This is a genomic window from Flavobacterium sp. 102 (assembly GCF_003634615.1).
In the GTDB taxonomy this organism is placed as follows: Bacteria; Bacteroidota; Bacteroidia; order Flavobacteriales; family Flavobacteriaceae; genus Flavobacterium.
The window spans coordinates 879,587-903,513 of the sequence record NZ_RBKX01000001.1 but is presented as its reverse complement, the minus strand read 5'-3'; the positions used below and the strand labels follow the sequence as shown (position 1 = coordinate 903,513).

Genomic DNA, 23,927 nt, shown 5'->3' with positions numbered 1-23,927 from the left:
TATTTTTTTGTAAAGTTATTGAAATTCAATTCAAAACTATTTTTTATTCTGAAATTTAGGATTTGTTTATATGAAATTTACAGAAATTGTAAAACCGTTTATTAAGATTAATCTATCTAGAAATGATAAAAAGCATCTTCAATATGCTCAATTTTATAATCGCTGTTTTCTTTAAAAATGGCAATAATATCAAACCGTACAGCAACATCTAAATCATTAGACGTTACATATTCATTTACGGCTTTAATCAACAATTGGATTTTCTTAGGTTTAACAAAATCTTGTGGCAAGCCAAACTCAATGGAAGAACGCGTTTTTACCTCAACAACGGCTAAAATACCTTCCTTTTGGGCAATGATATCAATCTCGGCTTTTTGAAAAGTCCAATTGGTTTCCAAAATGGAATAGCCTTTCTTTTGTAGAAATGCTACCGCCAATTCTTCCCCAAATTTTCCTAGTTGATTGTGTTCTGCCATTTTCAGATTTTTAGACCGATTAGACTTCTTAGATTTTCAAACAATCTAACCTTCTAAGTAGTCTAGGATGTCTATTCAAAAATTACTTTACTTGTTTGCGCCGTAACTTCCATCGAAACTTGTCTGCCAAAAATTAGCGCACGATTGTCTCTGATATGTCCGGCCGGAAAGTTATAAATGATAGGAATATTTAATCCTTTTACCTTGTCTTCAATAATTTCCAAAGCGTTTCTTCCCCATGGAATTTCGTTGTCTTTCATGTCGGTCATGCCACCAACAATGATTCCTTTCAAACTGCTCAAACATCCGTTTCGTTTTAGGTTCATCATCATTCGGTCGATATGGTATAAATATTCGTCTAAATCTTCAATGAAAAGAATTTTATCGTTACAATCAATCGCGGATTCAGAGCCTAACAAACTGTACAAAATTGAAAGATTTCCACCAACCAATTCGCCTTTGGCTTTGCCCAAATGATTCAAAGCGTCGCAATCTAAAGTGTATTGTAATTTTTCGCCAAACAATGCGGTACAAAGTGAGTTTTTTGCTTCATCAGTCGCTCGCGCCACGCTCACCGGCATAATCGCATGCAAAGATTCAATTCCCATTCGGTTCAAATGACTGTGTAAAACGGTAACGTCACTAAAACCGATAATCCATTTTGGGTGTTGCTTGAACTTAGTAAAGTCTAACTGATCAATGATTTTCACGGTGCCATAACCGCCGCGAACACACCAAATCGCTTTGATATTCGGATTGTCCATTTGTGCTTGAAAATCTGCCGTTCGTTGTTCGTCAGTTCCGGCCAACTGGTAATAATCCAAACCAATGGTGTTCCCGATTTTGACTTTCAAACCCCAACCTTCAAGCATATCAATCGTCGGTTTTAGGTTGTCATCAATGTTTTTTCGCGCTGTAGAAACGATGGCAATCGTGTCGCCTTTTTGGAGATATGGTGGTGTAATCATCTTTTTTTGGGAATAAGAAGAAAATGTAATTAGTGAAACTAAGATTAAAAGGATTCGCATGAATCAAAAATGATTGTAAATTGGCTGTACCAAAAGTAAACAAATCCCAAAATTAATTCGAGATTTCGTGGCTAAAAAGTTATTTTTGCTCTCTATTTAAAAGAATATGTTAGAAAATCCAAAAAGATATACCATTACGGCCGCTTTGCCTTATACTAATGGACCAATTCACATCGGTCATTTGGCCGGAGTTTATGTGCCTTCAGACATTTACGCGCGCTATTTAAGATTACAAGGAAAAGATGTGGCTTTTATTTGCGGAAGCGACGAACACGGCGTTGCCATTTCGATGAAAGCGAAAAAGGAAGGCATCACGCCACAGCAGGTAATCGACAAATACGACGGCATTATTCGTCAGTCTTTTATTGATTTCGGAATTTCATTTGACAATTATTCGAGAACGTCTTCTAAAATTCACCACGATACTGCGTCTGAATTTTTCAGAAAACTATACGACAATGGTGACTTCATCGAAGAAGTAACCGAGCAATTATATGATGCCAAAGCGGACCAATTTTTAGCCGACCGTTTCGTAACCGGAACCTGTCCGAAATGTGAAAATCCGGAAGCTTATGGCGACCAATGTGAACGTTGTGGCTCGACTTTAAACGCAACAGATTTAATCAATCCGAAATCAACCATCACAGGAGAAACACCGATTTTGAAATCGACCAAACACTGGTTTTTACCTTTGGATCGTTATGATGATTTCTTAAAAGAATGGATTTTGGTTGGACACGCCAAAGATTGGAAAACCAATGTTCTCGGACAAGTGAAATCTTGGTTAGACGATGGCTTAAAACCTCGTGCCGTAACGCGTGACTTAGATTGGGGAATCGATGTTCCTGTTGAAGGCGCAGAAGGCAAAAAACTATACGTTTGGTTTGATGCACCAATTGGTTATATTTCTTCAACCAAAGAATGGGCAGCGCGCGAAGGCAAAAACTGGGAAGATTATTGGAAAAAAGATGACACTAAATTGGTTCATTTCATCGGAAAAGATAATATCGTTTTCCATTGTATCATTTTTCCGGCGATGTTGAAAGCCGAAGGCAGTTTTATTTTACCTGATAATGTTCCTGCGAATGAGTTCTTGAATTTAGAAGGCAATAAATTATCAACTTCTAAAAACTGGGCGGTTTGGTTGCATGAATACTTAATCGATTTCCCTGAAAAGCAAGATGTTTTGCGTTATGCTTTAACGGCAAACGCACCGGAAACCAAAGACAACGACTTTACCTGGAAAGATTTTCAGGCGAGAAATAACAACGAACTGGCAGCGATTTTTGGCAACTTCATCAATCGTGTAGTCGTTTTAACCAATAAATATTACACCGGCATTGTTCCTTCGCCAAACGAATTTAGTGATGTTGACGAACAAACTTTAGCCGAATTAAAAGCCTATCCTGCGGTGATTTCGAGTTCGATTGAGCGTTACCGTTTTAGAGAAGCACAAGGCGAATTGATGAATGTCGCTCGTCTCGGAAATAAATATTTAGCCGACGAAGAACCTTGGAAAATGGTTAAAACCAATCCGGAACGCGTGCAAACCCAAATGTATGTGGCGTTGCAAATTGCGGCGGCTTTACAAGTTTTGGCTGAACCATTTTTACCTTTTACGTCAAATAAATTATCGAAGATTTTAAAATTGGAAAGCTTGAGCTGGAATTCGGTTGCAGAAACTTCCGAATTAATTCAGGCCGGACATCAAATTGGCGAAGCCGAAATATTATTTGCCCAAATTGAAGATGCCGAAATCCAAAAACAAATAGACAAACTCGAAGCGACTAAAAAAGCGAATGTTATGGAAAACCAAGTAACAGAACCACAAAAACCAACGACAACCTTTGAAGATTTCTCCAAATTAGATTTGCGTGTCGGAACGATTTTGGAAGCTGAAAAAATGCCGAAAGCCAATAAACTTTTGGTACTAAAAGTCGATACCGGAATTGATGTTCGCACTATAGTTTCAGGAATTGCAGAACATTTTTCGCCAGAAGAAGTCGTGGGAAAACGCGTTACGGTTTTAGTGAATTTGGCACCAAGAGCGTTGCGCGGCGTGGAAAGTCAGGGCATGATTTTGATGACAAATAACGCTGAAGGCAAATTGGTTTTTGTCAATCCTGATGCTGATGGTGTGGATAATGGCGCTTTGATTAGTTAATTCCAAAACAAAAACATGAGAAAATCCTTTTTAACACTTATTTGCCTAATTGGCTTTCATTCTTTTTCACAAGAAATGATAAAAAATACAAGTTTAAGCATCAATAAAAAATCAGATGTTTTCCAGATTGTGGAAGAAAACAAAAAGCAAGTTTCATTGTTTTTTAGTGACAAAAACAAGGTGCATTCTGTTCGATTTGATGAAAATTTTAGCGTAATCGATTCGATTGCCTCTGAAAGTCCATCAAAAGATTATGATGATATCGTTGGTTATAGCATATCCGGAAATCAATATTACGTTTATTGGTCCAATTCAAACGGTAAAGAAATGCTGTCTCAATGTTTCGATTATGATGCTAAAAAAGCCAATTCTAAACCCGTGAATATCCCTCTTGCCAAAGAAAAAATCATAAAGCAGATTACTGTCAACAATATTTTTTACATGATTACCATTGTAAAAAGTACGGGTATATTGAATTTCTACATCTTAAAAGACGGAAATCTTACTAAAAAAACTGTCGACTTAACAGCAAAAAGATTTCTTGACAGAGAAGACAAAATCACAACCTTATGGGAAATTGTTTCCAGCTCAACAAATTATGAAATGCCTTATTCATTTCAAACAATTTCAAATGAATCGCCTGCTTCATTAGCTTTCAGCGCTAACAAACGCAAGATTTATGTTTTAGGGAATAAATTGCTGTTTACATTAGACAACAACAGAAGATTTACACAAACTTTCACTATTGATCTAGATGATTTTTCGGCTTCCACAAAAATGTTTACGCAACCCAATTTTCCTGAAGATCAGCGCATAATAGATGAAAACGGACAATCGACTGGTTATAGCTATGATTCAAACTCCTTTTTTCTTCAGGACAAAATTGTTCAGACAAAAATCAATTCAAGCTTCATGAAATTGTCTGTAAAAGACATGGAAGGTCTGGAAAAAAAGCAATTTCTCATCAATAGTCAAGAAATTACTTTTAAAAACTCCGACATCTATCAGGAAAATGGCAATGTTAAAAGCAAAAGAGTTTTAGACAAATCCAGTCAGTTGATACGCAAAATAAATGACTTAAATCCATCCCTATCCATTTTTTCAGCCAATGATAATTTGTATATGGTTATTGGTGGTGTTTCTTTAGTAGAAAACAATGCGGCAATGTATGGTGCTTTACTTGGCGGATTTACCGGCGCATTGATTGGAAGTGCTATTTCTTCTAATTATTCTATGAATAACTTGAATTCCTATAAAGGACGAAAAGTAGTTTACATCAATTGTTTGTTTGACAATAATTTCAATCATCTTGAAGGCGATGTTAAAAAAACCGCTTTTGATAAATTAAGAGAATTTTCAGAAACAAAAGAGAATTTAAGTTCTCCTGTTGTATTCAAATTTAATTCGGCTTTGTTCTATGCCGGTTTCGATAAAGAAACCAAAACTTATTCGTTTTATAAATTCAATGACTAATACATGAACCTAAAAGTAATCGCTTTCGACGCCGATGACACTTTGTTTGTCAACGAACCGTATTTTCAAGAAACGGAAGAGAAATTCTGTGCTTTGATGAGCGATTATTTGTCGCATCAAGGTTTGTCACAGGAATTGTTTAAAACCGAAATCGCCAATTTAGAATTATACGGTTACGGAATCAAAGGCTATATCCTTTCGATGATTGAAGCCGCGATGAAAATTTCGAACAATACCATTTCGATCGAAACTATTGAAAAGATTACGGAATACGGTAAAGAATTGCTTCAAAAACCTATCGAATTATTGGATGGTGTAGAAGAAACTTTGGCGGCTTTAAACGGAAAATACAAATTAGTTGTGGCAACCAAAGGCGATTTATTGGACCAACGGAGAAAATTACACAACTCCGGTTTAGGCCATTATTTTCACCATATCGAAGTGATGTCGGATAAAAAAGAAAAAGATTATGAAGATTTGTTAAAGCGTTTGGAAATCAAAGCAGATGAGTTTTTTATGATTGGCAATTCTCTTAAATCAGATGTTTTACCAGTGTTAGGCATTGGCGGTTATGCGGTGCATATTCCGTTTCACACGACTTGGGAACATGAAAAAATCAGCCACAAAGTAGAACATCCTAACTTTACCGCTTTGGAAAAAATTACTGAGGTTTTGCCAATTTTATTAAAATAAAATCACCGCAAATTCGCTGATTAAAACACTCAGAATTAGTTAAGCTGAAATAATTATCTTCATCCATGAAGCACAAACTTGAACTAGAGACTTGGAATCGAAAAGAGCATTTTCTATTCTTTAAACAAATGGAAGAACCTTTTTTTGGTATCACCACTAGAGTGGATTGTTCCAATGCTTATACGAATGCTAAGAAATTAGGTGTTTCATTTTTCACCTATTATTTGCATAAAACATTAATTGGAGTCAATGCTGTAGAAAATTTCCGTTACCGAATTATTGATAATGAAGTGTATGTTTTTGACAGAATTGATGCTTCAGCTACCATTTTACGCGAAGACAAAACTTTTGGTTTTTCCTTAATGGAATATGACAAAAACTTAAATGAATTTGCCAAAATCACCAAAAAAGAAATTGAGCGAATTCAAAACACAATCGGATTAATCACACGTGATTTTGAAGACAATTTAATTCACTTTTCTGCTGTACCTTGGATTGATTTTACTTCTTATTCACATGCTAGAAGTTTCACTTGGCCTGACAGTTGTCCGAAAGTTTCTTTTGGCAAAATGGTCGAAGAAAACGGCAAAAAAACCATGGCTATTGCAGTTCACGTGCATCACGGATTAGCCGATGGCTATCATGTTGGGCAATTTTTAACTTTACTTCAAGAGTTGTTAAACGAATAATTTTCTAACTTTACAAAAAAAATATCATGTTACAAGCTAATATCGAAAACGCACTTAACAATCAAATACGCATTGAAGCGGAATCATCACAAATTTATTTGTCTATGGCTTGTTGGGCTGAAGTACAAGGACTTGAAGGTGTTGCTCAATTCATGTACGGTCAATCTGACGAAGAACGCCAACACATGTTAAAGCTCGTTAAATATGTTAACGAAAGAGGATCGCATGCTACCATCACGGAACTAAAAGCCCCAAAAACAAAGTTCGGGACATTCAAAGAAATGTTTGAAGAATTGTACCAACACGAATTGTTTGTTTCAAATTCAATTAACGAATTGGTCCATATCACTTTAGGCGAAAAAGATTATGCTACTCACAATTTCTTGCAATGGTACGTAGCTGAGCAAATAGAAGAAGAAGCACAAGCCAAAACCATTTTAGACAAAATCAATTTAATTGGTGAAGACCGCGGTGGTTTATACTTATTTGACCGTGATATTCAGCAATTGGTTGTAACCAGCTCTGTTTCTTTGAACACAAAACCGTAATCCGGTTTAACACGTACTTATTATAAATGTAGAAAAGGTGGGCAAGAAAGAAAAAAATAAGACCAAAGAAAAGGATAAAAAGCACAAAAAACTACTCCTTAAAACACACAAGATTGCTGAAAACTGTAAATCTGAGTGTTGTGAAAAGTATAAGAAGTCAGAGGACAAAAGATGCAAAAGGTGTCCAATGTTTGATTTGATCAAAAAACTGAATAAAATAAAAAGCCTTCAACATTAGAAGGTTTTTTTATTTAGTCAAAATAGGTCCAATTAGCGCCATCACTAATTACAATTATGCTTCTTTTACTGCCTTCGAACATATAAATTTCAGTACTTCCTACAGTGGAACCTTTTGGAAATAACAACCCGACGGCTGAAGTTAACTTGGCCGTAATCGAATTTTGAATATTTCTGATAATGTATACTCTACCCGGAAAAACTACCGCACTTGGTAATCTGAATTCTTGATCCGTTGCTTGCGGAGCAATAGAAATATAAACCCCATCACTAATTAAAGTTGCCGAACCACTTCCCGTAAGCGATATAGTTTTGACCGATAGATTACCATTAATATCTAAGGTACTTAATGGGTTTGAAGTGTTAATTCCTACTTGTGCCAAACCAAAGTTGACGGCAAATAAAGCCGTAATTAAAATCAACATTAATTTTAATTTTTTCATGTTTTTGGTTTGTTTGACAAATTGACCGAAATAAATGTAATTAAATTATTGGACAATCATTACTTCTCTATTTTCAAATAGACACCGAAAACGTTTTCGTGTTGACAACTTTATATTTATTGAGTTAAATTATTACGAAATTCTAAATAAAAAACGGCAAAGTATAGACTTTGCCGTTTTAACTAAGTGACTGTAAAATGTTATTTACCTAACAACAAAATGTCATTTACAACCACTTCGCTAACATAACGTTTGGTACCGTCTTTGTCGTCATAACTCCTGTGGGTTAATTTACCTTCAATAGCAATTTCTTTGCCTTTGGTTACATACTTCTCAATGATTTCGGCAGTTTTGCCCCAAGCAACTACTTTGTGCCATTCGGTATTTTCTACTTTTTCACCTTTGTCGTTGGTGTAATAATCATTCGTGGCGATAGTAATATTAGCTACTTTTTTTCCTCCGTCAAAAGTTTTTACTTCCGGTTCTTGTCCTACGTGACCAATTAACTGTACTCTGTTTTTCATTGCATTCATGGCGTTTAAAATTTAAATGTTATTGTTAAAATTACTTCTCGTGTTGACTGTTGTTTCAAATCAACAAGGCAAAGTTGTGACGGTTAGAAAAAATTAGTCGGTTTCTTACCGTTTACTTTCGGTTGTAATTGTTTGTAAACGTTTGTAAACGGGAATTAATTTACCTACCTTTATCAAAATTAGGTTTTTATGCAAACTGAAATAAACAAAGTTGAACTGCGAAATTTACGCATCGAAGATTACAAAGAATTAAAAAAATCAATGATGGAAGCCTATAGCGAGTTGGAAAACGCCTATTGGAAAGAACATCATATCAACAAACTTTTGACTATTTTCCCCGAAGGGCAATTAGTGATTTTAGTTGATGGCAAAGTGGTAGGTTCTGCGCTTTCATTAATTGTAAATGAAGACACGGCCAACAGCACACACAATTATGCTGACATTACTGGGAACTATACTTTTTCAACGCACGATCCTTTGGGTGATGTATTGTATGGTATTGATGTTTTCATTCATCCAAAATACAGAGGTTTACGCCTCGGTCGTCGTTTATATGATACCCGAAAAGAGTTATGCGAACAATTGAACCTAAAAGCCATTATGTTTGCAGGCCGAATTCCCAATTACACTAAATATTCCGAAGAGATTACGCCAAAAATATATATCGATAAAGTACGCCAAAAAGAAATTTATGATCCCGTACTTTCCTTTCAACTGAGCAATGATTTTCACGTAATCAAAATCATGCGAAATTATCTCGAAGGAGATAAAAGCTCAAAGGAATTTGCCGTTTTACTCGAATGGAACAATATCTATTATGATAAAAGTCCCAAACTAATCAACACCAGAAAAAGTGTTATTCGGATTGGTTTAGTACAATGGCAAATGCGTCCGCTAGCCAATTTGGAAGCACTTTTCGAACAATCTGAATTTTTTATAGACGTTGTTTCTGGTTACGGAAGTGATTTTGCACTTTTCCCGGAGCTCTTCATCGCACCTTTGATGGCCGATTTCAATCATTTATCGGAAGCAGATGCTATCCGAGAAATTGCCAATTACAGTGAGCCGATTCGCAAAAGATTTCAAGAATTCGCCATTTCATACAACATCAACATCATTACAGGAAGCATGCCTTATTTAGAAGATGGCGTTTTGTACAATGTTGGATTTTTGTGCAAAAGAGACGGAACATTTGAAATGTACACTAAAATTCACATCACGCCAAACGAAGTGCAATACTGGGGAATGAAAGGCGGATCCGAAATCAAAACCTTTGATACCGATTGCGGAAAAATTGGAATTATGATTTGTTATGATGTTGAATTTCCTGAATTATCCCGATTAATGTCAGACCAAGGCATGGAAATTTTATTTGTTCCGTTCCTAACCGATACCCAAAACGGCTATACTCGTGTAAAACTTTGCGCACAAGCCCGAGCCATCGAAAATGAATGTTATGTAGCGATAGCGGGATGCGTTGGGAATTTACCCAAAGTAAACAACATGGACATCCAATATGCGCAAACAGCCGTTTTTACACCTTCTGATTTTGCTTTTCCAAGTAATGGAATAAAAGCAGAAGCCACGCCAAATACCGAAATGACTTTGATTGTGGATGTTGATTTGGATTTGCTGAAAAAACTCCATGAACACGGAAGTGTCCGAATTCTAAAAGACAGAAGACACGATTTATATCAGATTAAAAAATTGAAATAATGTTCCATTAAAAAGGATTCGTATGCATAAAAACTGTTTAGAATGTGGCGAAAAGATTGTCGGTCGCGAGGACAAAAAGTTCTGTAGTGATGGCTGTCGCAATGCTTACAACAACAAAATCAACAAGGACAGCACCAATTATATGCGAAACATTAACAACAAGTTGCGCAAAAATTATCGTATCCTTTCGGAGCTGAATGTGGAAGGCAAGACGAAAACAACAAAAACCAAACTACTTACCAAAGGGTTCGACTTTGATTATCTGACCAATATTTTGAGCACAAAAACCGGAAACACTTACCATTTTGTTTATGACCAAGGTTATATGGTTTTGGACAATGATTTTTATGTGTTAGTTAAAAAAGATATTTAGTAAATTTACCCTGTACAAAATGAGAAATTACCGCTTGAATTTGTAATTCTTGTTCTGAACAAACAATTAGCCAAGAATGAAAAACAACCAACCATCATTGCTAAGCTTTCTTTTTTTAGTAGCTGTTATTACGGGCGTATTTTACTTTATGATGCCTCAAAACTACGACAAAACAGAAGCGCCACTTTCCGAATTTTCTACCACAAGAGCTTTGCAAACCGTCAAAGCGATGACCTTGAAACCACATTATGTTGGTTCTAAAAACCATGAAGTTGTGGCGCAATATCTGCAAAAAGAATTGCAAAATTTAGGCTTAGAAACTTCTCTTCAAGAAGGTTTTACGATGACTGAAAAAGGCACTTTGGTGAAGTCGAAAAATATTTTGGCCAAAATCAAAGGAACTGCCAATTCCAAATCACTATTATTACTGTCCCATTACGACAGTGCGCCACATTCATTTTCGCATGGTGCGAGCGATGATGCTTCCGGTGTAGCAACAATTATCGAAAGTGTTCGTGCTTTTTTACACAATAAAACAGCCCATAAAAACGACATTATCATTCTCTTTAGTGATGCGGAAGAATTGGGATTGAATGGTGCTGCGCTTTTCGTAACACAACATCAATGGGCTCCAGCAGTTGGTTTGGTCTTAAATTTTGAAGCGAGAGGAAGTTCCGGACCCAGTTATATGTTAATGGAAACCAATGAAGGGAATGCCAAAATGGTCGAAGCTTTCAGCGATGGAAAAGCACAATATCCGGTTTCTAATTCGTTGATGTACAGCATTTACAAAATGTTGCCGAATGATACTGATTTGACGGTTTTTAGAGAAGAAGGAAAAATTCAAGGCTTTAATTTTGCTTTTATTGATGGCCATTATGACTATCATACTTCCCAAGACAAATTCGAACATTTAGACCCAAAAACCTTGGCACATCAAGGCACTTATTTGTTTCCGCTATTGAACCATTTTGCGAATGCGGATTTGAAAAACCTGAATGCTACCGATGATAAAGTTTATTTCAGTGTTCCTTTTGGTTTCTTGAGTTATCCTTTTGGTTGGATTTTGCCGATGGTCATTATCGGATTCGGTTTAGTATTCTTGTTCCTATTTATCGGAATGGGCAAACACGTTTTACGCATGGACGAAATCATCAAAGGTTTTATTCCGCTCTTGGCTTCCTTAATTACCGCCGGTTTGTTGACTTATGTTGGTTGGAAATTATTACTCAATTTTTATCCCGAATACCAAGACATTCTTCACGGATTTACCTATAACGGTCACGATTATATTTACGCTTTTGTAAGTTTGACTTTGGCGATTTGCTTTTTGTTTTACCAAAATAACGGCAAACGCAATCCGGAAATGAACCAAATGATTGCACCGTTATTTATTTGGTTACTAATCAATATCGGCATCGCATTACAATTACCCGGAGCCGGATTTTTGATTATTCCGGTGCTTTCGAGTGCTTTGATGTTGGGCATTTTTGTGTTGACACAAAAGTCTAATTGGTTAATCAATTGTTTGTTAGCGATTCCGACCATTGTTATTATTATGCCGTTTATCCAAATGTTCCCCATTGGTTTGGGATTGAAAATCCTATTTGGCAGTTCCATTTTGACTGTTTTAACTTTTGGCTTATTGTTACCTGTTTTTGGTTCGTTTCCACGAAAAGGAATTTGGTCATTGGTCTTCTTTTTATTGTCAATAGGATTATTTATCAAAGCGCATCAAGGTTCAGGCTACACTTATGGTAAAGCCAAACCAAACAGCTTGGTTTATATATTAGATGCTGATCAAAACAAAGCGCATTGGGCTACTTATGATGTCAATTTAGACGAATGGACGAAAAGCTATTTAGGCGAAAATCCGAAAAGTGGAGCAATTTTAAACACCAATAAACTGTATAGCAAATACGGTTCACAATATACTTTCATGGCTACAGCACCAGTCAAAAACATCGCCAAACCAACTATTGAATTTCTGCGTGATACTTTACAAGGCAACCAACGTTTGTACCGAATCAAAATCACGCCAAACCGAAAAGTAAATCGGTACGATATCTTCTCTAACAATAACATTACCATCAATAACTTTAAGGCCAACGGCGTAAAATCGATTGATTTTAGCAGCAATATTTCAAGTAAATCCAGCGGGAAATTACTAAGTTATTATGTAGTTGATAATCTTCCATTAGAATTAGAATTTTCTATTGCAGCCAATCAAAAACTGGATTTGAATTTGGTGGAAAGTTCGTTTGATTTAATGAACAATCCATTGTTTACGATTACCAAAAGAAAAGACTGGATGATGCCAACACCGTTTGTTTTAAATGACGCTATAATTATTCGCCAAAAAGTCAAAGCTTCAACAGTTTTAGAAGACAATCCAAAACCTTATCCGATTGGAAGAACAACTCAAAGAGATAGTTTAACCGTTGCCGTTGATAGTTTACGATAATGAAAAAAATTAGTATTTTAGGTTGTGGTTGGTTGGGTTTGCCTTTAGCAAAATCTTTATTATCAAAAGGATTTTCGGTAAAAGGTTCGACGACTTCTTTGGAAAAAATGTCCACATTGAAAAATACCGGAATTGACGCTTTCCAAATTGCGTTATCCGAAAACGAAATCAGCGGTAAAATTGATTCATTTCTATCCAATTCAGAAATCTTAATCATTGATATTCCGCCTAAATTAAGAGGCAATACTGCAGAAAATTTTGTGGCCAAAATGGAGCGTCTGATTCCATTTATAGAAAAAAATAGTGTACAAAAAGTGATTTTTGTAAGTTCAACTTCGGTTTATTCAGATGACAATTCAACTATTACAGAAGAAACAAAACCACAACCCGATTCAGAAAGCGGGAAGCAATTATTGGAAGCTGAAAATCTTTTGCAAAGTAATCCTAACTTCAAAACCACAGTCATTCGTTTTGGCGGATTGATTGGTAAAGACCGACATCCGATTCGTCTTTTGGCCGGAAGGCAAAACCTTAAAAATCCTGATGCGCCGATTAATTTGATTCATCAAGTGGATTGCATTGGAATTATTGAAAACATAATCGAGCAAAATTGTTTTGGCGAAACCTTTAACGCCGTTGGTCCTTTTCATCCAACACGAAAAGAATATTATACCAAAAAAGCATTGGGACTTAATTTACCATTGCCTTTATTTGACGAAAGTAACCCTTCTGTTGGGAAAACTATTTTGAGTGATAAAATTGAAGTTATTTTAGGCTACGAATTTCAAAATCAAAACTTATCAATTTAAATAATGTCACTATATTAAAATAAAAAAAACCTCAAGCTATTCTTGAGGTTTTTGATTTATTCTTACCAGATTTTTACTCGTTTATCCGGTTCAACATACATGCCATCGCCCGGTTTGATATCGAACGCTTTGTAGAAAGTTTCCAAGTTCAACAACGGCACATAAGCTCGGTACATTCCCGGTGAATGCGGATCGGTTTTTACTTGATTTTTAATGGCTTCGTCACGCATTTTGCTTCTCCAAATGGTCGCCCATGAAATAAACAAACGTTGTTCCGGAGTGTAACCGTCAATCAATCCGGGATTGCCGTTTTCTTTTAAATACAATTGCAAACCATCGTAAGCTGCATTAATTCCGCCTAAATCTCCGATGTTTTCCCCTAAAGTAAATTTGCCGTCCACTTTGATTCCCGGTAGCGGTTCTAAAGCCGAATACTGATCGGCCAACGCATTCCCTAAAGCCGTGAATTGTTTCAAATCTTCGTCTGTCCACCAATTTACTAAATTCCCATCAGCATTATATCTTGATCCTGAATCGTCAAATCCGTGTGAAATTTCATGACCAATAACTGCTCCAATTCCGCCATAATTAACTGCTTCATCTGCTTTATAATCATAAAATGGGGGTTGTAAAATAGCCGCCGGAAATACAATCTCATTATTAGACGGATTAAAATAAGCATTTACCGTTTGTGGTGACATTCCCCATTCGGTTTTATCAACCGGTTTGCCTAATTTATCAATATTTCTTTTGAAGTTCCAATTGGAAATACTCATCGCATTGTCAAAATAAGTTCCGCCTTCAGCCACACTTTTCACTGTCAATGCCGAATAGTCTTTCCATTTGTCCGGATAGCCAATTTTAATGGTCATTTTATTCAACTTTTCGATAGCACTTAATTTAGTTTTTGGTGACATCCAAGTCAAGTTATTGATTCTGATTTCATAGGCTCTAATGACATTTTTAATCATTTTTTCGGCTTTGATTTTGGCTTCAGCCGGAAACATTTTTTCTACATATAATTTCCCTAAAGCTTCACCAGTTGCTCCGTTAATTACTTGAAGCGCTCTTTCATTCAGCGGTCTTTGTTTTACCGCGCCACTTAATGTTTTGCTGTAAAAATCCCAATTGGCTTTTTCAATCGTGGTTGATAGTTTACTTGCCGCATCGTTTAGCAACGTCCAACGCATATAGGCTTTCCAATCTTCTACTTTGTTTTCGGTAAAAATACCTTGCAAAGCTTCCATGTATCTTGGTTGAGCCACAATTACAGAATCCACTTTTGGCAAACCGATTCCGGTAACATAGCCATCCCAATTGATAGAAGGTGTTAATTTTTGCAAATCGGTTACCGTCATTGGGTTATACGTTTTTCTTCGGTCTCTTCTTTCTACTCGGTCTAATCTTGGTTTAGACATGGCGGTTTCTAAAGCCAATATTTTCTCAGCATTTTTCTTAGCAACATCCGGTTTGTCACCAATAAGTTGAAGCATTCTGGTTACGTGTGCTACATATTTGGCTCTTTTTTCTTTAGAATCTGCTTCTTCGGAAACATAATAATCTCTGTCCGGCAGCCCTAAAGAACCCGGACCGACATTCACCACATTTCTATTGCTGTTTTTCGCATCGGTTCCTACACCAACGCCAAAGAATCCAATACCGCCTTCAGGTGCCATTTCAACCATTAGCTTTTGCAGATCGGCTATGTTTTTAACGGCATTGATTTTGGCTAAATAAGGTTTTAACGGAGCAATTCCGGCTTTGTTTCTAGCTACGGTATCCATAATCGATTTGTAAAGATTGATGGCTTTCCCTTGATCGGTATTTGATTTGTATGCCGGATTTTTTGAAGCTTCTTCTAAAATGGCTAATGCATCGGTATCTGTTTTTTGACGCAATTCATCAAAACTACCCCAACGAACTCTGTCTGCCGGGATTTCAGTATTTTTTACCCAAGTTCCATTAACAAAATTGAAGAAATCATCATTTGGTCTGACCGATTTGTCCATCAAAGACAAGTCGATTCCGGGTTTTTTCTCCTGTGCATTAATTTGCAAAACACCCGCCAATAATACCGTGGCAAGCAGTGCTTTTGATATGGTCTTCTTTTTCATAAAGATTGAAATTTTGTTAGTTTACACAAATTTATCGATTCTCAATTTAGAAATGCACTTTTAACAAAATTATAAGTGTTGATTAGTCTCAAAAACGACAATCGTTGGTTTTGCTTTTGTATTTTTGTCAAAAAAAAATAATGCTTGCTTTTCTCAAAAAATACCGAATCTTTATTGGCACTTTTGTCATCTTCTCTATCATAACGGTTTCGCTTTTTTACAATGTTTTAAAACCAAGTAAAACACTTCCTATATACAATCCGGCCGATGTAAATCCGGAATTGGTTGACAGCACAGTTCAATTTGTAGAGAAATACCATAAAATATCCGACTTTTCTTTTACCAATCAAAATGGTAAAATAATTACTCCAAAAGACTACGAAGGCAAAATATATGTCGCCGATTTTTTCTTCACTACTTGTGGTTCTATTTGTCCTGTGATGAGTAAAAATATGGTTGATGTTCAAAAAGCATTTTTGAATAACCCAAAAGTGATGCTCTTGTCACACAGTGTAACTCCTGAAATTGACAGTGTTCCGGTTTTGAAGAAATATGCCATAAAACATGGTGTTGTTGATTCTAAATGGAACTTGGTTACCGGAGACAAAAAAGAAATCTACAGTATGGCGCGAAAATCATATTTGGCTGTTAAATTAGGCAAGCCCGATGAACTATACGATATGGTTCACACCGAAAATTTTGTCCTTGTCGATGCCGAAAGACGTGTTCGTGGGTTTTATGACGGCACCAAAAAAGAAGACATTCAAAAATTAATTGAAGATATCAATTGGTTATTGGAAGACGATAAAAATTAGTTAAACTGACAATTATCACCTAGTATTCTTTTTTTATGCCTACTTTTGCAATCTTAATTCAATCTAAATAAGCATTGAAAACTACCGTTGATTTATTAAAAATTGGAGACAAAGCAGTTATCACTTATGTTGATTTGGATAAAATCCCGCTAAAACTTTTAGAAATGGGATGTTTACCGGATAATGACATCGAGATTATTCAAATTGCACCGTTTGGCGATCCTATTTATATCAACGTGAACAACGGTTCTCATTTGGCCATAAGAAAAGAAACGGCTCATGAGATTGAAGTCGAAATCCGTGACAATTAATCAAAAATGAGCATTCAAAACATCAACGTAGCGCTTATTGGGAATCCGAATACCGGGAAAACTTCGGTGTTCAATCAACTCACAGGATTGAACCAACAGGTTGGAAATTATCCCGGAATTACCGTTGAAAAAAAACTCGGTTTTTGCAAATTGCCCAATAATGTCAAAGCCAACATTCTTGATTTACCGGGAACGTATAGTTTGAATGCGAGTTCCATTGATGAAAATGTGGTTATCGAATTATTACTCAACAAAAAAGACAAGCTTTTTCCGGATGTTGCAGTTGTGGTAACCGATGTTGAAAATCTGAAAAGAAACCTTTTACTTTTTACCCAAATAAAAGACCTTGAAATTCCAACCATTTTAGTCATCAACATGACTGATCGAATGAAGGCGAAAGGCATAACGCTTGACATTCCTTATTTGGAAGAAAAGTTAAAAACGAAAATCGTTTTGGTCAGCACGCGAAAAAGCATTGGTATTGACGAGCTGAAAAAAACTATCGTTGACTATAAAAATATATCGACTGAACCTTGTTTGAATGCTTCGAGCATTGATGTGGATTATTTTAATAAACTTCGAATCGCTTTCCCTGATCAATTGTTGTACAAACTTTGGCTGGTAATTACTCAGGACGTTAATTTCTTGAATTTGGAACGAAAAGAAATCCAAAGTTCTTTTGCCAAATCACATTCCGATTTAAAACGCTTGCAACAAAAAGAGACGATTAAGCGTTACCAATTTATCAATGATACATTGAAAATCGGGCAGAAAATTGATACCGAAAACGCTTCTGATTTGCGTTCCAAATTAGATAAAGTATTAACCCATAAAATCTTTGGATACGTTATTTTCTTTGGGATCTTATTGCTGATTTTCCAATCGATTTTTGATTGGTCAAGCATTCCGATGGAATTTATTGATAGTACTTTTGCCAATTTGGCCAATTATGCTAAAACCAATCTTCCGAGTGGCGAATTCACTAATTTAATCAGCGAAGGCATTATTCCCGGAATTGGCGGTATAGTTATTTTCATTCCGCAAATTGCTTTTCTATTCCTCTTTATTTCGGTACTGGAAGAAAGCGGCTATATGAGTCGCGTGGTCTTTTTGATGGACAAAATCATGCGCCGTTACGGCTTGTCCGGAAAAAGTGTTGTGCCTTTAATTTCGGGAACAGCTTGTGCCATTCCGGCGATTATGAGTGCGCGAAATATTGAAAATTGGAAAGAGCGATTGATAACCATTTTGGTTACGCCATTTATTACTTGTTCGGCACGTTTACCCGTTTATGCGATTTTGATAGCCTTAATCATTCCCGAAAAAAGATTGTTAGGCATTTTTAGTTTACAAGGCGCAACCTTAATGTTGTTGTATCTTTTAGGTTTCGGAATGGCGATTTTTTCAGCTTATATTTTGAACAAAATTTTAAAACTGAAAACCAAATCGTATTTCGTGGTTGAAATGCCAAGTTACAAATTACCGCTGTTTAAAAACGTGGCGATTAACGTAATTGAAAAAACGAAAGCTTTTGTTTTTGGCGCCGGAAAAATCATCTTAGCACTTTCAGTTATCCTTTGGTTTTTGGGTTCTCACGGACCAAAAAAAGGGTTTGACAATGCGGAAAGCTTGGTGATTAAAAAAGTTAAATTAGAGAATAGACTAGACGATTTAGAATATGTAAACGACCAAATCAGTTCGCATAAACTCGAGAATTCTTATATCGGGATTATGGGAAAATCTATTGAACCTATTATTGAACCTTTGGGTTACGACTGGAAAATCGGAATTGCTGTGGTAAGCTCGTTTGCGGCTCGTGAAGTTTTTGTTGGAACTTTGGCAACCATTTACAGCGTTGGAAGTCATGGCGATGAAGAAACCACTATCAAAAACCGTATGAAAGCTGAAGTTCATCCCGATGGAAGAAAAGTTTTCAACTTTGCCACAGGTGTTTCGTTATTGCTTTTTTATGCTTTTGCGATGCAATGCATCAGTACTTTGGCCATTGTAAAAAAAGAAACCAACAGTTGGAAATGGCCAATAATTCAATTGGTTTTCATGAGTGGTTTTGCCTATTTAACCGCGCTGATTGCGTATCAATTTTTGAAATAAGATGAATATTCAAGAAATATTGGTTTATATCGCTTTAGGAATCGCTATTGGCTTTTTAGCCCAAAAATTTATTGGGAAAAAGAAGAACAAAAAAGGTTGCGACAAAGACGATTGTGGTTGTCATTAACCCAAAGCAACATCCAAAGTCATCATAACAATAAATCCGCCGATTAACCCTAAAGTTGCGATATCAGTGTTCTTATCTTGTTGGGTTTCCGGAATTACTTCTTCTACTACTACAAATATCATAGCACCGGCTGCAAAAGCTAAGGCATAAGGCAATAATGGTGTAAAAAAAGTAACGGCCACTGCGCCCAAAACTCCTGCAATGGGTTCTACTAAAGCAGAAGATTGTCCGTACATAAAACTCTTCCAACGACTCATTCCCATTCGGCGCAACGGCATGGAAACTGCAATTCCTTCCGGGAAATTTTGAATTCCGATTCCAATGGCTAAAGTAACGGCTCCGGCAATTGACGCTTCCGGAATTCCGGCGGCGACACCACCAAAAAGCACACCAACCGCCAAACCTTCTGGAATGTTATGCATTGTAATCGCTAAAACCAATAAAGTTGTTCGTTGCCAAGGCGATTTTACCCCTTCAGTTTCTTGAAAATTGATGTGTAAATGCGGTAAAATTTTGTCTAAACCAAAAATGAAAAGCGCTCCTAATCCAAAACCAATGGCGGCCGGCATTACTTTCACAAAACCTTCGCCTTTACTCATTTCTATGGCTGGTGCTAACAAACTCCAAAAACTAGCCGCTATCATAACACCGCCTGTAAAACCAAGCATTCCGTCAAGAACTATTCGATTCATATTCTTAAAAAAGAATACAAACGAAGCACCCAATGCAGTTAAAAACCAAGTAAACATCGTGGCATAAAAAGCCGCCAAAATTGGGTCAATACTACTAAAATATTCTATTATTGATTCGTACATAATTATTGAACGTATAAATTATTAGCTATTTTATTCGAAATTGTTTTTTCTTGCGAATTGACTTCAACCGTCAAAGTATCATCAAAACTTTCTTTTTCTATCACTTTAAAAACAGAACCCAAAGCTATTTTTTGTTTGTCTAAATATTTTAAAAACTCTGAAGAAGAATCCTTTACGCCAATGCAATAATATTCTCGGTCTAATTCGGCTTCCGAAAGCAATAATTTATTGACCTTTTGAATCACACCTTTTTCATTCGGAATCGGATCACCATGCGGATCAAAGGCAGGAAAACCTAAAAAAGCATCTAATTTATTGATTAATGCTACCGATTTTATATGTTCCAATTCTTCCGCAATTTCGTGAACTTCATCCCAATTAAAAGCCAATTTCTCCACCAAAAAAACTTCCCACAAACGGTGTTTTCTAACAATCATTTTGGCAGAAAGAAGTCCATTCTCTGTCAAATTTACGCCTTGGTACTTTTGATAGGAAACCAAATCTTTTTCAGAAAGTTTCTTCAACATATCGGTTACCGAAGACGCTTTGGTTTCTAACATTCCGGCAATAGCGTTTGTATTTACGCCTTTTGGAGAAACCAACGACAAGTGATAAATAACTTTAATATAATTTTCTTCGGAAATGGTCATATTCGCTTTTTTACAAATATATTTTATTTTTTTAATATAAATTAAAATTAATTTTTAGTTTTGTCTAAATTTTTATTTTGTTTTAATGAAAAATATTACTTTAATAACGATAATCTTGATTTTCAATGGCTTGTCAGCTCAAGTAAATGATACGATTCCCATCAATTCAAAATCTGAAGCATTAGAAGAGATTGTCATTTCTGGAACTTTAAAACCTGTATCTCGTTTGGAAACTCCGGTTCCGGTAGAAGTTTATACAAGTGCATTTTTGAAGAAAAATCCAACGTCCAATATATTTGAAGCTTTACAAAACGTAAATGGCGTTCGACCACAATTGAATTGCAATATTTGTAACACCGGCGATATTCACATCAACGGCTTGGAAGGTCCGTATACTATGGTAACTATTGACGGAATGCCAATCGTAAGTGCATTGTCAACCGTTTACGGATTATCCGGAATTCCGAATTCGATGATTGACAGAATAGAGATTATAAAAGGTCCGGCGTCGAGTTTGTATGGCAGTGAAGCGGTTGGCGGATTAATCAATATCATTACCAAAAAAACCAAAAATGCACCCTTATTTTCCGCTGACGTCTTTTCAACTTCTTGGTTAGAAAACAATATTGATTTGGGTTTTAAAGCCAATGTCGGACAAAACGCAAAATCTTTATTGGGATTGAACTATTACAATTATAACAACCCGATAGACAACAACAACGATAATTTTACCGATGTAACGCTTCAAGAAAGAATCTCTATTTTTAACAAATGGAATTTTATCCGAAAAAGTCAAAAGGAATTCACACTGGCCGGAAGAATTTTTTATGAAGACCGTTGGGGCGGCGAAATGCAATGGAATAAAAGTTACCGTGGCGGAAATGAAGTTTATGGCGAAAGCATTTATACTACAAGATTTGAGTTGTTGAGCAAGTACCAATTGCCGGTAAAAGAAGATATGTTTATTTCTATTTCGGCTACCTCTCATGACCAAAATTCGGTTTATGGAACGACTTTGTATTTGGCACAGCAAAAAATTGGCTTTGGACAATACCTTTGGGATAAAAAACTAGAAAACCACAATTTGCTCTTTGGCGCTGCTATTCGACACCAATATTACAACGACAATACTGCGGCGACAATTACCGCTGAAAAAACGAATATTTACAGCACTTTTATCCAAGACGAAATAAAACTGGCTGAAAAACACCATCTGTTACTAGGCGCCAGATATGATTACAACAACAATCACGGCAATATTTTTACACCGCGAATTGCGTACAAATGGAACCCGACCAAAAATGATGTTTTCAGAATAAACGCCGGTACGGGATTCCGAATTGTCAATTTGTTTACTGAAGAACACGCCGCCTTAACCGGTTCAAGAGAGGTGATAATAACCGAAAACTTAAATCCTGAAAAGTCGTATAACATTAATTTCAATTACCTCAAAAAAATCAGATTTGACGATGCTACTTTCTTGGGTTTTGAATTTTCTACTTGGTATACTTATTTCACCAATCAAATCATACCGGATTATGACACCAATCCGAACCAAATTATTTACCAAAACCTCGATGGTTATTCCGAAACACTTGGCGTAAGCGGCAATGTTGATTTGGTAACACCTTACGGAATAAAAGCCTTAATCGGTTTTACTTTTATGGATCCGAAAAACATGAAAGACGGCATCACTACGCAACCGGTTTTAACGGAAAAATTCAGTATGAATTGGGCCATAACCTACGACATTCCCGATTGGTTTCTCTCTATTGACTATACCGGAAATCTCTATGGCCCGATGCGATTACCGCTTTTAGGACCGCTTGATCCAAGAGATGAGTATTCAAAACCATGGAGTTTGCAGAACATCCAGTTTACTTATAAAAAATTCCGTAATTTTGAGCTTTACGGAGGAATCAAAAACATTCTAAATTGGACACCCAACAAAGGAAATCCGTTTTTGATTGCCAGAGCAGAAGATCCTTTTGACGAAAATGTCGATTACGACGCCAACGGAAATGTGATGGCAACACCATCAAATCCTTATGCGCTGACTTTTGACCCGAGTTATGTTTATGCACCAAATCAAGGCATCAGAGGTTTTCTGGGATTGAGATATACACTATATTAATGAAACACTACCATTACATTTTTACCGGCGCCGGTTTATCCGCTTTGATGACGGTTTATGAAATGGTACTTTCCGGAAAGTTCAAAGACAAATCCATTCTTCTGATTGACGAAAATTCAAAAAAAACCAACGACCGAACATGGTGTTTTTGGGATGATAACGGTTTATACGATGATTTGGCTTCCGCCAAATGGAATACCGCTTGGTTTAAAAACGAATCTTTTGAAAAACAACTAAACCTGAATCCTTACCAATACAAAATGGTCAAAGGACTCGATTTTTACAATCATGTTTTTGAAATTATTTCCAAAGAAAAAAACATTACTTTTCTAAATCAAAGAGTAACCGATTTTCAAGAATTAAGACATCGTTGCGAAGTCAAAACCGATTCTGAGAGTTTTACTTGTAACCAAATTTTTAACTCCATTTTCAATTCGGAATTGGTTAAAAACCAAACCAAATATCCATTTTTACACCAACATTTTATCGGTTGGTTTATCAAAAGCAAGGAAGCTGCTTTCAATCCCGATTGCGCTACATTCATGGATTTTTCAATTGAGCAAAAAGGCAATACAAGATTTATGTACGTGTTACCAACTTCGGAAACAGAAGCGTTATTAGAATATACTTTGTTCTCCAAAGATTTATTGTCGGCAGCAGAATACGAAACCGAAATCAAAAACTACATTGAAAAACTTGGCATTACGGAGTACGAATTAATCGAAAAAGAACAAGGCAATATCCCGATGACATGTTATCCGTTTTGGCAACATAATTCAAAAAACATTCTCAACATTGGTTCTGCCGGCGGTTGGACAAAAGCCAGCACAGGTTATACTTTAAAAAACACTGTCAAAAAATCAAAAGCCTTAGTGCAATTTCTATCCAAAGAAAATGACTTAACTAAATTTCATAAAACTGATAAATTTTGGTTTTATGATTTGCTTCTTTTAGATATTTTGGACCAAAAAAATCATTTAGGTTCCACCATATTTTCAGCGATGTTTGAAAAAGGAAATGCCACTGTTATCTTCAAGTTCTTAGATGAAGAAACTACGTTTTGGGAAGATTTGCAAGTCATTTGGAAATGCCCGAAAGGTCTTTTTATCAAGGCTTTGCTGAGAAGAATTATTCGGTAATGCGAAAATGAACAAATGTTAAACTTTATAAAAAGCAATGTTTCTTCAGAAAGTTATGGCTAGT

The 23,927-nt window shown here is 36.1% G+C and carries 22 protein-coding genes; 15 read left to right on the top strand and 7 right to left on the bottom strand.

Going from position 1 to position 23,927, the window contains the following annotated elements; all coding sequences use genetic code 11:
- Positions 1 to 116: 116 nt before the first annotated feature.
- Together C8C84_RS04075 and C8C84_RS04070 are read right to left on the bottom strand one after the other, a co-directional pair.
- Positions 117 to 476, bottom strand: a complete 360-nt coding sequence (locus tag C8C84_RS04075) for a YraN family protein (RefSeq protein WP_121312319.1) — start codon at positions 474 to 476, stop codon at positions 117 to 119.
- Positions 477 to 547: 71 nt separating this feature from the next.
- On the bottom strand, positions 548 to 1,444 hold the full coding sequence (locus C8C84_RS04070) for an LD-carboxypeptidase (RefSeq protein WP_121314963.1): 897 nt from the start codon (positions 1,442 to 1,444) through the stop codon (positions 548 to 550).
- A 166-nt stretch (positions 1,445 to 1,610) separates the two neighbouring features.
- Here C8C84_RS04070 and metG point away from each other — a divergent pair, with 166 nt between their 5' ends.
- The 5 genes from metG (at position 1,611) to C8C84_RS04045 (ending at position 7,071) form a co-directional block, all read left to right on the top strand.
- Positions 1,611 to 3,668, top strand: coding sequence for a methionine--tRNA ligase (gene metG, locus C8C84_RS04065; RefSeq protein ID WP_121312318.1), 2,058 nt, complete (start codon positions 1,611 to 1,613; stop codon positions 3,666 to 3,668).
- A 15-nt stretch (positions 3,669 to 3,683) separates the two neighbouring features.
- Positions 3,684 to 5,141: a hypothetical protein gene (locus tag C8C84_RS04060; protein ID WP_147406809.1), complete on the top strand. Its 1,458-nt coding sequence runs from the start codon at positions 3,684 to 3,686 to the stop codon at positions 5,139 to 5,141.
- Between the two features lie 3 nt (positions 5,142 to 5,144).
- Positions 5,145 to 5,834 (top strand): HAD family hydrolase, encoded by a 690-nt coding sequence (locus tag C8C84_RS04055; RefSeq protein ID WP_121312316.1) that lies wholly within the window; start codon positions 5,145 to 5,147, stop codon positions 5,832 to 5,834.
- A gap of 65 nt (positions 5,835 to 5,899) precedes the next feature.
- The gene (locus C8C84_RS04050; RefSeq protein WP_121312315.1) at positions 5,900 to 6,523 is read left to right on the top strand and encodes a chloramphenicol acetyltransferase; all 624 of its coding nucleotides are present in this window, start codon (positions 5,900 to 5,902) and stop codon (positions 6,521 to 6,523) included.
- Positions 6,524 to 6,549: 26 nt separating this feature from the next.
- Complete coding sequence (locus C8C84_RS04045; protein WP_121312314.1) at positions 6,550 to 7,071, top strand: ferritin; 522 nt, start codon at positions 6,550 to 6,552, stop codon at positions 7,069 to 7,071.
- A 251-nt stretch (positions 7,072 to 7,322) separates the two neighbouring features.
- Here C8C84_RS04045 and C8C84_RS04035 read toward each other — a convergent pair whose 3' ends face one another.
- Together C8C84_RS04035 and C8C84_RS04030 are read right to left on the bottom strand one after the other, a co-directional pair.
- Positions 7,323 to 7,751, bottom strand: coding sequence for a hypothetical protein (locus tag C8C84_RS04035; RefSeq protein WP_121312312.1), 429 nt, complete (start codon positions 7,749 to 7,751; stop codon positions 7,323 to 7,325).
- A gap of 200 nt (positions 7,752 to 7,951) precedes the next feature.
- Positions 7,952 to 8,284 carry a single-stranded DNA-binding protein gene (locus C8C84_RS04030; RefSeq protein WP_121312311.1) on the bottom strand — a complete coding sequence of 111 codons (333 nt, stop codon included), beginning with the start codon at positions 8,282 to 8,284 and terminating at the stop codon, positions 7,952 to 7,954.
- A 189-nt stretch (positions 8,285 to 8,473) separates the two neighbouring features.
- On the opposite strand from C8C84_RS04030, the gene C8C84_RS04025 reads away from it, so the two are divergent.
- The 4 genes from C8C84_RS04025 to C8C84_RS04010 all read left to right on the top strand — a co-directional run bounded on the left by C8C84_RS04025 (position 8,474) and on the right by C8C84_RS04010 (position 13,646).
- Complete coding sequence (locus C8C84_RS04025; RefSeq protein ID WP_121312310.1) at positions 8,474 to 10,000, top strand: bifunctional GNAT family N-acetyltransferase/carbon-nitrogen hydrolase family protein; 1,527 nt, start codon at positions 8,474 to 8,476, stop codon at positions 9,998 to 10,000.
- Positions 10,001 to 10,022: 22 nt separating this feature from the next.
- Positions 10,023 to 10,373 carry a DUF2116 family Zn-ribbon domain-containing protein gene (locus C8C84_RS04020; protein ID WP_121312309.1) on the top strand — a complete coding sequence of 117 codons (351 nt, stop codon included), beginning with the start codon at positions 10,023 to 10,025 and terminating at the stop codon, positions 10,371 to 10,373.
- Positions 10,374 to 10,449: 76 nt separating this feature from the next.
- Positions 10,450 to 12,837 (top strand): M28 family peptidase, encoded by a 2,388-nt coding sequence (locus tag C8C84_RS04015; protein ID WP_233549717.1) that lies wholly within the window; start codon positions 10,450 to 10,452, stop codon positions 12,835 to 12,837.
- Positions 12,837 to 13,646, top strand: coding sequence for an SDR family oxidoreductase (locus C8C84_RS04010; protein ID WP_121312308.1), 810 nt, complete (start codon positions 12,837 to 12,839; stop codon positions 13,644 to 13,646). Before C8C84_RS04015 ends, C8C84_RS04010 begins: the two co-directional genes overlap by 1 nt.
- Before the next feature lie 62 nt (positions 13,647 to 13,708).
- Here C8C84_RS04010 and C8C84_RS04005 read toward each other — a convergent pair whose 3' ends face one another.
- Positions 13,709 to 15,760: a M13 family metallopeptidase gene (locus tag C8C84_RS04005; RefSeq protein WP_121312307.1), complete on the bottom strand. Its 2,052-nt coding sequence runs from the start codon at positions 15,758 to 15,760 to the stop codon at positions 13,709 to 13,711.
- Between the two features lie 140 nt (positions 15,761 to 15,900).
- Here C8C84_RS04005 and C8C84_RS04000 point away from each other — a divergent pair, with 140 nt between their 5' ends.
- The 4 genes from C8C84_RS04000 (at position 15,901) to C8C84_RS03985 (ending at position 19,125) form a co-directional block, all read left to right on the top strand.
- Complete coding sequence (locus tag C8C84_RS04000) at positions 15,901 to 16,575, top strand: SCO family protein (protein WP_121312306.1); 675 nt, start codon at positions 15,901 to 15,903, stop codon at positions 16,573 to 16,575.
- A 74-nt stretch (positions 16,576 to 16,649) separates the two neighbouring features.
- A complete protein-coding gene (locus C8C84_RS03995) occupies positions 16,650 to 16,886 on the top strand; it encodes a FeoA family protein (protein ID WP_121312305.1) in 237 nt (78 codons plus the stop codon).
- A gap of 6 nt (positions 16,887 to 16,892) precedes the next feature.
- Complete coding sequence (gene feoB / locus C8C84_RS03990; RefSeq protein ID WP_121312304.1) at positions 16,893 to 18,998, top strand: ferrous iron transport protein B; 2,106 nt, start codon at positions 16,893 to 16,895, stop codon at positions 18,996 to 18,998.
- A 1-nt stretch (position 18,999) separates the two neighbouring features.
- A complete protein-coding gene (locus C8C84_RS03985; RefSeq protein WP_121312303.1) occupies positions 19,000 to 19,125 on the top strand; it encodes a FeoB-associated Cys-rich membrane protein in 126 nt (41 codons plus the stop codon).
- Here the strand turns inward: C8C84_RS03985 and C8C84_RS03980 are convergent.
- Positions 19,122 to 19,940: a ZIP family metal transporter gene (locus tag C8C84_RS03980; RefSeq protein WP_121312302.1), complete on the bottom strand. Its 819-nt coding sequence runs from the start codon at positions 19,938 to 19,940 to the stop codon at positions 19,122 to 19,124. The genes C8C84_RS03985 and C8C84_RS03980 overlap by 4 nt on opposite strands.
- A gap of 2 nt (positions 19,941 to 19,942) precedes the next feature.
- On the bottom strand, positions 19,943 to 20,590 hold the full coding sequence (locus C8C84_RS03975) for a metal-dependent transcriptional regulator (RefSeq protein WP_121312301.1): 648 nt from the start codon (positions 20,588 to 20,590) through the stop codon (positions 19,943 to 19,945).
- Positions 20,591 to 20,675: 85 nt separating this feature from the next.
- Here C8C84_RS03975 and C8C84_RS03970 point away from each other — a divergent pair, with 85 nt between their 5' ends.
- A complete protein-coding gene (locus tag C8C84_RS03970; RefSeq protein ID WP_121312300.1) occupies positions 20,676 to 22,724 on the top strand; it encodes a TonB-dependent siderophore receptor in 2,049 nt (682 codons plus the stop codon).
- Complete coding sequence (locus C8C84_RS03965; protein WP_121312299.1) at positions 22,724 to 23,863, top strand: lycopene cyclase family protein; 1,140 nt, start codon at positions 22,724 to 22,726, stop codon at positions 23,861 to 23,863. The genes C8C84_RS03970 and C8C84_RS03965 overlap by 1 nt, the downstream gene beginning before the upstream one ends.
- The last annotated feature ends 64 nt before the right edge of the window (positions 23,864 to 23,927 follow it).

Excerpts from the sequence above, each read along its gene's own strand:
- C8C84_RS04075 (WP_121312319.1), bottom strand. The coding sequence starts at position 476 with ATGGCAGAACACAATCAACTAGGAAAATTTGGGGAAGAATTGGCGGTA.
- C8C84_RS04070 (WP_121314963.1), bottom strand. The coding sequence starts at position 1,444 with ATGATTACACCACCATATCTCCAAAAAGGCGACACGATTGCCATCGTT.
- metG (WP_121312318.1), top strand. The coding sequence starts at position 1,611 with ATGTTAGAAAATCCAAAAAGATATACCATTACGGCCGCTTTGCCTTAT.
- C8C84_RS04060 (WP_147406809.1), top strand. The coding sequence starts at position 3,684 with ATGAGAAAATCCTTTTTAACACTTATTTGCCTAATTGGCTTTCATTCT.
- C8C84_RS04055 (WP_121312316.1), top strand. The coding sequence starts at position 5,145 with ATGAACCTAAAAGTAATCGCTTTCGACGCCGATGACACTTTGTTTGTC.
- C8C84_RS04050 (WP_121312315.1), top strand. The coding sequence starts at position 5,900 with ATGAAGCACAAACTTGAACTAGAGACTTGGAATCGAAAAGAGCATTTT.
- C8C84_RS04045 (WP_121312314.1), top strand. The coding sequence starts at position 6,550 with ATGTTACAAGCTAATATCGAAAACGCACTTAACAATCAAATACGCATT.
- C8C84_RS04035 (WP_121312312.1), bottom strand. The coding sequence starts at position 7,751 with ATGAAAAAATTAAAATTAATGTTGATTTTAATTACGGCTTTATTTGCC.
- C8C84_RS04030 (WP_121312311.1), bottom strand. The coding sequence starts at position 8,284 with ATGAATGCAATGAAAAACAGAGTACAGTTAATTGGTCACGTAGGACAA.
- C8C84_RS04025 (WP_121312310.1), top strand. The coding sequence starts at position 8,474 with ATGCAAACTGAAATAAACAAAGTTGAACTGCGAAATTTACGCATCGAA.
- C8C84_RS04020 (WP_121312309.1), top strand. The coding sequence starts at position 10,023 with ATGCATAAAAACTGTTTAGAATGTGGCGAAAAGATTGTCGGTCGCGAG.
- C8C84_RS04015 (WP_233549717.1), top strand. The coding sequence starts at position 10,450 with ATGAAAAACAACCAACCATCATTGCTAAGCTTTCTTTTTTTAGTAGCT.
- C8C84_RS04010 (WP_121312308.1), top strand. The coding sequence starts at position 12,837 with ATGAAAAAAATTAGTATTTTAGGTTGTGGTTGGTTGGGTTTGCCTTTA.
- C8C84_RS04005 (WP_121312307.1), bottom strand. The coding sequence starts at position 15,760 with ATGAAAAAGAAGACCATATCAAAAGCACTGCTTGCCACGGTATTATTG.
- C8C84_RS04000 (WP_121312306.1), top strand. The coding sequence starts at position 15,901 with ATGCTTGCTTTTCTCAAAAAATACCGAATCTTTATTGGCACTTTTGTC.
- feoB (WP_121312304.1), top strand. The coding sequence starts at position 16,893 with ATGAGCATTCAAAACATCAACGTAGCGCTTATTGGGAATCCGAATACC.
- C8C84_RS03985 (WP_121312303.1), top strand. The coding sequence starts at position 19,000 with ATGAATATTCAAGAAATATTGGTTTATATCGCTTTAGGAATCGCTATT.
- C8C84_RS03980 (WP_121312302.1), bottom strand. The coding sequence starts at position 19,940 with ATGTACGAATCAATAATAGAATATTTTAGTAGTATTGACCCAATTTTG.
- C8C84_RS03975 (WP_121312301.1), bottom strand. The coding sequence starts at position 20,590 with ATGACCATTTCCGAAGAAAATTATATTAAAGTTATTTATCACTTGTCG.
- C8C84_RS03970 (WP_121312300.1), top strand. The coding sequence starts at position 20,676 with ATGAAAAATATTACTTTAATAACGATAATCTTGATTTTCAATGGCTTG.
- C8C84_RS03965 (WP_121312299.1), top strand. The coding sequence starts at position 22,724 with ATGAAACACTACCATTACATTTTTACCGGCGCCGGTTTATCCGCTTTG.